This is a genomic window from Streptomyces katrae (assembly GCF_000966975.1).
Classification (GTDB): domain Bacteria; phylum Actinomycetota; class Actinomycetes; order Streptomycetales; family Streptomycetaceae; genus Streptomyces; species Streptomyces katrae.
Genome location: NZ_JZWV01001095.1, coordinates 1 through 6,666 on the forward strand (window position 1 = coordinate 1; position 6,666 = coordinate 6,666).

6 protein-coding genes are annotated in these 6,666 nt (G+C 72.9%); 3 read left to right on the plus strand and 3 right to left on the minus strand.

All coding sequences use genetic code 11. The annotated features are described in order from the left end of the window. On the minus strand, positions 1-1,057 hold a 1,057-nt coding region (locus VR44_RS32835), incomplete at its 3' end, for an AfsR/SARP family transcriptional regulator (RefSeq protein WP_045951281.1). 153 nt (positions 1,058-1,210) lie between these two features. Between VR44_RS32835 and VR44_RS32840 the strand changes: the two genes are divergently transcribed. After that, entirely contained in the window at positions 1,211-2,431 is a 1,221-nt protein-coding gene (locus tag VR44_RS32840) for an amidohydrolase family protein (protein ID WP_045951282.1), read from the plus strand. A 42-nt stretch (positions 2,432-2,473) separates the two neighbouring features. Here the strand turns inward: VR44_RS32840 and VR44_RS32845 are convergent, their stop codons facing one another. Continuing rightward, positions 2,474-3,568, minus strand: a complete 1,095-nt coding sequence (locus VR44_RS32845) for an alpha/beta fold hydrolase (protein WP_045951283.1) — start codon at positions 3,566-3,568, stop codon at positions 2,474-2,476. 210 nt (positions 3,569-3,778) lie between these two features. Between VR44_RS32845 and VR44_RS32850 the strand changes: the two genes are divergently transcribed. Continuing rightward, entirely contained in the window at positions 3,779-4,621 is an 843-nt protein-coding gene (locus VR44_RS32850) for a trypsin-like serine peptidase (protein WP_245692675.1), read from the plus strand. 252 nt (positions 4,622-4,873) lie between these two features. Beyond that, positions 4,874-5,503 (plus strand): hypothetical protein, encoded by a 630-nt coding sequence (locus VR44_RS32855; RefSeq protein ID WP_045951285.1) that lies wholly within the window; start codon positions 4,874-4,876, stop codon positions 5,501-5,503. On the opposite strand, the gene VR44_RS32860 is transcribed toward VR44_RS32855, so the two are convergent. After that, on the minus strand, positions 5,484-6,389 hold the full coding sequence (locus VR44_RS32860; RefSeq protein WP_157880483.1) for a hypothetical protein: 906 nt from the start codon (positions 6,387-6,389) through the stop codon (positions 5,484-5,486). The two genes, VR44_RS32855 and VR44_RS32860, sit on opposite strands and share 20 nt — an antisense overlap. Positions 6,390-6,666: the final 277 nt, after the last annotated feature.

Genomic DNA, 6,666 nt, shown 5'->3' on the forward strand with positions numbered 1-6,666 from the left:
GGAGGTCGACGTAGAGCTGGCCGTCGGGGAAGTGCGGGCGGGCGGCGTGGGCGACGTGCACGGCGAGGGTGGTCTTGCCGACGCCGCCGATGCCGGCGAGTGCGGAGACGGCCATGACCTGGCCGTCGGAGCCGGAGAGGATCTCGCCGAGTTCGCTGACGAAGGGGGCCCGGCCGGTGAAGTCCGGGACGGTGGCGGGCAGCTGCGCGGGCCGTACGACCGAGGGGGCGGCGGCCGGGGCGGGGTCCTCGGTGCGGGCCAGTTCGGCGTCCGCGTTCAGGATGCGCTGCTGGAGGGCGGACAGCTCGGGCCGTGGGTCCACGCCGAGTTCCTCGGCGAGGAGCCGGCGGGTGTCGGCGTACACGGCGAGGGCCTCGGCCTGGCGGCCGCTGCGGTAGAGGGCGAGCATCAGCAGCTCGCGGAGCCGTTCGCGCAGCGGGTGGGCGGCGGTCAGGGCGGTGAGCTCGGAGACGGCCTCGGCGTGCTGGCCGACCTCCAGGTCCAGGTCGAGGCGGGTCTCCAGCAGCTGGAAGCGCCATTCCGTGAGCCGGGTGCGTTCGGTCTCGGCGTGCGGGCCGGGGACCCCGGCGAGGGGTTCGCCGTCCCACAGGTCCAGGGCGCGGGCCAGCAGGGTGCGGGCGAGGGCGCGGTCGCCGGCGGCGCGGGCCTGCTCGGCCCCGGAGGCGAGGGTGCGGGCGACGCCGAGGTCGAGGGCCTCCTGGTGGCGCAGCCGGATGGCGTAGCCGCCGGCGTCGCTGACGAGCAGCCCGGGGTCGAGGACCTTGCGGAGCCGGGAGGCGTAGGTGCGGATGGTGGCGAGGGCCTGCTGCGGCGGGTCCTCGCCCCAGATGGCGTCGATCAGCTCGGGTGCGGTGGCGGTGCGGCCGTCGCGCAGCAGCAGTGCGGCGAGCAGGGCGCGCTGCTGGGGGCTGCCGGAGGGCAGGGCCTGGCTGCCGCGCCAGGCCCGGATGGGTCCGAGCACGGCGAAGCGGTTGTCTCCGGCGCCGGGACCGTCGGAGACGTCCGGCTGGTGCGGGATGGCCGGTCCGCCGTCCATCTGTCCTCCCCCTGCCTTCCGTCGGTTCAAGGGTCAGTCTGCCCTGTGTTGTGCGTACGCGTCAGCCCGAGGCGGAGCCATCCGCTCCTGACCGGCGGACGACTGGCGCACAAATAGCTGACGGTTCGTCAGATCGACGCTACCGTAAGAGGCATGGAGACCTTCCCGAAGATCATCTCGGTGGACGACCACACGGTTGAACCCCCTCACGTCTGGCGGGACCGGCTCCCGTCCAGGTACCGCGACACCGGCCCCCGGATCGTCCGCGCCCCCCTCAAGGAAATGACCTTCCTGGGCGGCAGGTTCGCCCCCGTCATGGGCGCGAAGGGCGACGAAGGTCCGGTGGGCGACTGGTGGGTGTACGAGGATCTGCACCGGCCGCTCACCCGCCTCGACACCGCCGTCGGGTACGACCGTGACGAGATCAAACTGGAAGTCATCACCTACGAGCAGATGCGCCCCGGCTCTTTCTCGGTTCCCGAGCGCCTCGCCGACATGGACGTCAACCACGTCCAGTCCGCCCTCTGCTTCCCCACCTTCCCGCGCTTCTGCGGCCAGACCTTCACCGAGGCCAAGGACCGCGAACTCGGCCTGCTCGGCGTCCGCGCCTACAACGACTGGATGGTGGAGGAGTGGTGCGGGCCCCTCGCCCGGGGCCGCCTCATCCCCCTGACCCTCATCCCGCTGTGGGACGCCCGCCTCGCCGCCGAGGAGGTGCGCCGCAACGCCGCGCGGGGGGTGCGCGCCGTCGCGTTCTCCGAGATACCCCCGCACCTGGGGCTCCCCTCCATCCACACCGACGCGTGGGACCCCTTCCTCCAGGCCTGCGACGAGACCGGCACGGTCATCGCCATGCACATCGGCTCCTCCTCGCGCATGCCGTCCACCTCGGCCGACGCCCCCCCGGCCGTCGGCTCCACCATCACCTTCGCCAATTGCTGCTTCTCGATGGTCGACTGGCTGATGAGCGGCAAGTTCGAACGCTTCCCCAACCTGCGGATCATGTACGCCGAGGGGCAGATCGGCTGGATCCCCTACATCCTGGAACGCGCGAACGTGGTCTGGGAGGAGAACCGCGGCTGGGGCGGGGTCGCCGACAAGGTCCACCGCCCGCCGTCCGAGCTCTTCGCCGAGCACGTCTTCGGCTGCTTCTTCGACGACGCCTTCGGCCTGAAGAACCTGGACTCCATCGGCGTCGGCAACGTCCTCTACGAGACCGACTACCCGCACTCGGACTCCACCTGGCCCAAGTCCCGGGAGGTCGGCGAGGCCCAGATGGGCCACCTGGACCCCGAGGTGGTCGACCGGATCGTGCGCGGCAACGCCATCGACCTGCTGGGGCTCACCCCGGAGGGGCTCTGGGCGGGAGCCTGAGACGACGGCGGGAGGGGGCGGGGGCCTCCGGGCCGCTGCGGATCAGGCGGCGTCCGTCGTCCGCCGCCCGGCCGTCACCACGGGCCGGACGTGGGTCAGCAGCAGCTCCAGGAAGCGGTCCGGGCGGCGCAGCGCCGCGAAGTGGCTCGCGTCCTCGATCAGCGCGAAGGCCTTCACCGGGGCCTCCACCGCGTCGAAGTACGCCTTGGCCCGGGCCGCCGGGGTGATCACGTCCAGGGCGCCCTGGAAGACGAAGAACGGCACCTCGAAGCGGGTGCCCTCCGCCCAGTCGTCGAAACCGTGCGTCCCCGCCGTGACCGGCTCCGAGAAGCCCTGCCCCTTGAAGTACGCGGCGATCCGGCCGGGGGAGTACAACGGCGACAGCCACATCGAGCCCAGGATCACCTTCTTCACGGTGTCCAGCGTCAGCGGGTCGCTCCCGGCGCACAGCTTGTCGTACGCCGTCCGCTGCGCCGGCGTCCAGCGGCGCGGGTCGGACCCCATCGCCTCGACCTGTGCCACGGCCTTCTTCTTCCCGGCCGCCCGCAGCCGCTCCAGGGTGGCGTCGTAGGCGGAGGTGTCCCGGCCGGCCTCCAGGACGTTCTGGTCGGTGCCGACGTACGCCGAGAAGAGCTCGGGGTGGCTGCGGGCCAGCCGGAGCCCGAAGACGGTGCCGAAGGAGCTGGGCAGCAGCACCACCCGGTCCACGCCGAGGCGTTCCCGGACGTGGTGGACGACCTCCAGCGCGTCCGCGTACAGCCGCTCGAAGGACGGCTCGCCGCCCTGGGCGACGGGCCCGCCGTGGGCGAAGGTCAGCCCGGCGCCGCGCATGTCCCAGCGGACCAGGGTGAAGTGCTCCTCCCAGGCCCGGGTGCGGGCGCCGTAGGGGGAGTTGGCGGCGCCCGGGCCGCCGTGGATCTCCAGCAGCACCGGGTTGGCCCGGTCCTCGCCGCGCACCGAGATCCACTGGTCGATCCCGCCGATGCGGACGAAGCCCTGCTCGTCCATGCCGTTCGGCGTGCCGATGCGCATCAGGCGGGCGTTGGCCGACCGGCGCACGGCGCGGTGGGCGAAGAGGCCGGCGACGGGAGCGGCGAGCGCGGCGGCGGTGACGGTGGCGGCGATGGTCCCGAGCATTACTGTTTCCCCCAGACACTGTTTTGCTGACGAGGGGGAGACTACGCCAAATCGCCGACTTGTAAAGGGGGTTGGTGGCACACCCCTCCCCTCGCTTTTGCGCCGCACCCCAGGGCCGGAATCCCGCCATCCCAGCGGCGCGCGAGGCCCGGACCTTGCACCCCGACCCGTGGTCGGGGCATGCTTCGCCAGGGCAAAGCGGGAGGGATCATGGCGGTGGACAAGCGGTCCGTGGTGACGGCGGTGCTGTGTGGCGTGGCGGCGCTGGGCGCCTCGGCGGCGGTGGCCGAGCTGGTACCCCCGCCCGAAGCGACCGCCCCCGTGCACGCCAAGTCGGCCGCCCCCTCCGGCTCGTCGACCGGCCCTTCGCGTTCGCAAGCGTCGAAGCCGCAGCTGACCAAGCCCCAGCAGGCCCCCGCCGCACCCAAGCCGGGCAATGCCACGGCCTTCACCGGGGCCCTGTTCACCGGCGGGCTGGACGGCGACCACTTCTGCACCGCGACGGTGGTCCGCAGCCCCGGCAAGAACATGCTCATCACCGCCGGCCACTGCCTCCTGGAAGGGCAGCAGAGTCGCGACGGCGGCGCCGTCTTCGCACCCGCGTACGCGAACGGCGTTGCTCCGTACGGGGTCTGGAAGATAGAGCAGGTCTACGAGGACAAGCGCTGGGCCGACGACACGGACGACGACTACGACCTCGCCTTCGCCCGCCTCGCCCCCGACGACAAGGGCCGCAACATCGAGGACCTCACCGGCGGCGCCACCCTCGACACCAGCGGCCGCGCGGGCGAGGAGGTCACGGTGACGGGCTACCCCGCCGACCGCAAGGTCCCCCGCACCTGCACGGCGGTCGCCGTCCGCACCAGCGAGCGCGAACAGCGCTTCGACTGCGCCGACTTCCCCGGCGGAACCAGCGGCAGCGCCTGGCTCGGCCGCGACGGAAAGATCATCGGCATCCTCACCGGCGGCGACACGGACGACGTCTCCACCAGCACCGTCCTCGGCGACTACGCCGCCCAGCTCTACGCGAAGGCCACCGCACCCCAGCGGTGACGGGCCCGCGGCGCGGGGGCAGGGCGGCCGGAGGTCCCGGCGCCGACCCGGCCGGCCCCGCCGGCCGATGGGCAGGACGGTCGCCCCAGCGGTGACCCGACGGGCCGGATACCGCCGCCCTCCGGCGGCCCGCGTGCCCCGTCTCCCCCGCCCGGGGGAGGACGGATCCCTCCCGGGCGTGATGCCCGGCGGGCGGGTCCCCGGCCAGGATCGGTGGCGACCCGAACGCCGCTCCCGGAGGAGACCGCCGCCATGCACCGGACGACCCTGCGCCTCGCCGTTCCCCTGGCCCTCGCCGCCGCCCTCACCGCCACGGCAGGCCTCCCGGCCCTGGCCGCGGACGCGCCCTCACCCTCGCCCGCGAGCGCGGCCCCGGGCGCGGGGGCCGGAGGGCCCGGTGGGATCAGCGGGATCACCGGGTGGGCCCGTATGGCTTACGGCGACCCCCGCGACGACGTCCAGATCTCCGTCGACGCCCACGGCCTGTTCGCCCCGGCAGGATCCACCACTGCCACCCACCCCCGGGGACGCTTCCGCATCCAGCACTACTCGCCCGCCAAGGACGGTCAGCCCGCCAACTTCAACTGGGGTGACTTCACCGTCGACTGCCTCAGGGTGGACGGCACGGAGGTGTCCGTGACGGGCCGGATCGTCGACGCCGGCCCGGTCTGGCAGACCTTCCTCGACCGCAAGCCCCTGCCCGCCCGCATGGGCCTCAGCTTCCACCTCCCCGCCCCTGGCGGCCGGCCCGACGAGGCGCTCGTCGGCATCACGCCCCCGGCGGCCGAAGGCACCCCGGACATCCCGAAGTGCTCGACCGCGCCCGCCGAGTCGGCCCTGACGGCGGGCGGCTACGTCCTGGCTACACGCCACCCTCGATGAGGGTCCAGCCGGGGGAGATCTCGTCGAGGGGGCCGACGCTCTTGTAGTGGCCGTCGACCAGCGTGGAGGTCGAGGCGGTGCCGTCGGAGTTGTAGAAGATCAGGCTGTCCGCGGTCCGGCCCACCTTCTCCCAGAGGGGGGAGGTGCCGACCTCGTCGAGGTCGAAGACCCAGCCGTTGGTCGCCGTGCCCGCCCGGAGGGCGAGTTTCCCGCCCGACTTCGCCCAGGACAGCACCGAGTCCCTGGTGGCGGTCAGCTGACCCAGATGCTCCTCCTCCTCCAGGAAGAGACTTCCCGTCCGCCCGTAGATGCCGCCCCTCAGCGTTCCGTGCTCGCTCGCGTCCCATGAGAAGGTGGCCGACCCCGGCCGGGCCTCGGCGGTCAGTGTGTCGCACGAGCTGGCCATCGCGGCCCAGCCCTTCTTGAAGTTGTCGTACGTGCGCACCTGCTGGTACTTGCCGTTCTGCAGGGTGCCGGTGACGGCGTGGCCGGTCTGGATGTCGTAGAAGATCACCGAGTCGCCCGAGGCCTCGACCTGGGTCCAGCCCTTCGGGAGGTCGCCGATGGTCCGGGTGCGGGCGTACTCGCCGAAGGTGAAGGTGCCGACCTCCCCGGCCCCGGTGATCTTGTTGTACAGCAGCAGCGAGTCGTGGCTCGCCGCCGCGTGCGTGTAGCCGCGCGGCAGGTGGAACTCCCCGCTGGACTCCCAGTGGCCGGCGGAGAGGGTGCCGGTGACGGCGGAGCCGCTGCCGGCCCGGTAGAACAGGATCGAGGTGTTCCCGCCGCTGCCGAAGCAGGACACGGAAGCGGACGCGGGGGTGGCGGGACCCGCCAGGAGGGCCGCAAGCGCGGCAGCCGCCACCGTGGCCACCAGGGATTTCCTCATCGTTGCCCCATTTCGTCGCGCGTGGGCGAGCGCGTCGGGCGCCGTGCGCCGTGCGGCACGGCCTGAGCTCCGGAAGGACGTCCACCGGCGGTTCCCGCCCGGGTGCGACGCCCTCGTCCATTCTGCGCCGCATCGGTATCGGTCGCATCCAGGCTCGCCACCTAGAATGGGAACATGTATTCGAACGACGGTCCGGCCGCGCCGGGGGAACGCCCGCCCCTCACCCCCGCCCTCACCGGCGCCGAACTGGCCCGCTGGTACTGGACCCTGGCCGAGC

Excerpts from the sequence above, each read along its gene's own strand:
- VR44_RS32840 (WP_045951282.1), top strand. The coding sequence starts at position 1,211 with ATGGAGACCTTCCCGAAGATCATCTCGGTGGACGACCACACGGTTGAA.
- VR44_RS32845 (WP_045951283.1), bottom strand. The coding sequence starts at position 3,568 with ATGCTCGGGACCATCGCCGCCACCGTCACCGCCGCCGCGCTCGCCGCT.
- VR44_RS32850 (WP_245692675.1), top strand. The coding sequence starts at position 3,779 with ATGGCGGTGGACAAGCGGTCCGTGGTGACGGCGGTGCTGTGTGGCGTG.
- VR44_RS32855 (WP_045951285.1), top strand. The coding sequence starts at position 4,874 with ATGCACCGGACGACCCTGCGCCTCGCCGTTCCCCTGGCCCTCGCCGCC.
- VR44_RS32860 (WP_157880483.1), bottom strand. The coding sequence starts at position 6,389 with ATGAGGAAATCCCTGGTGGCCACGGTGGCGGCTGCCGCGCTTGCGGCC.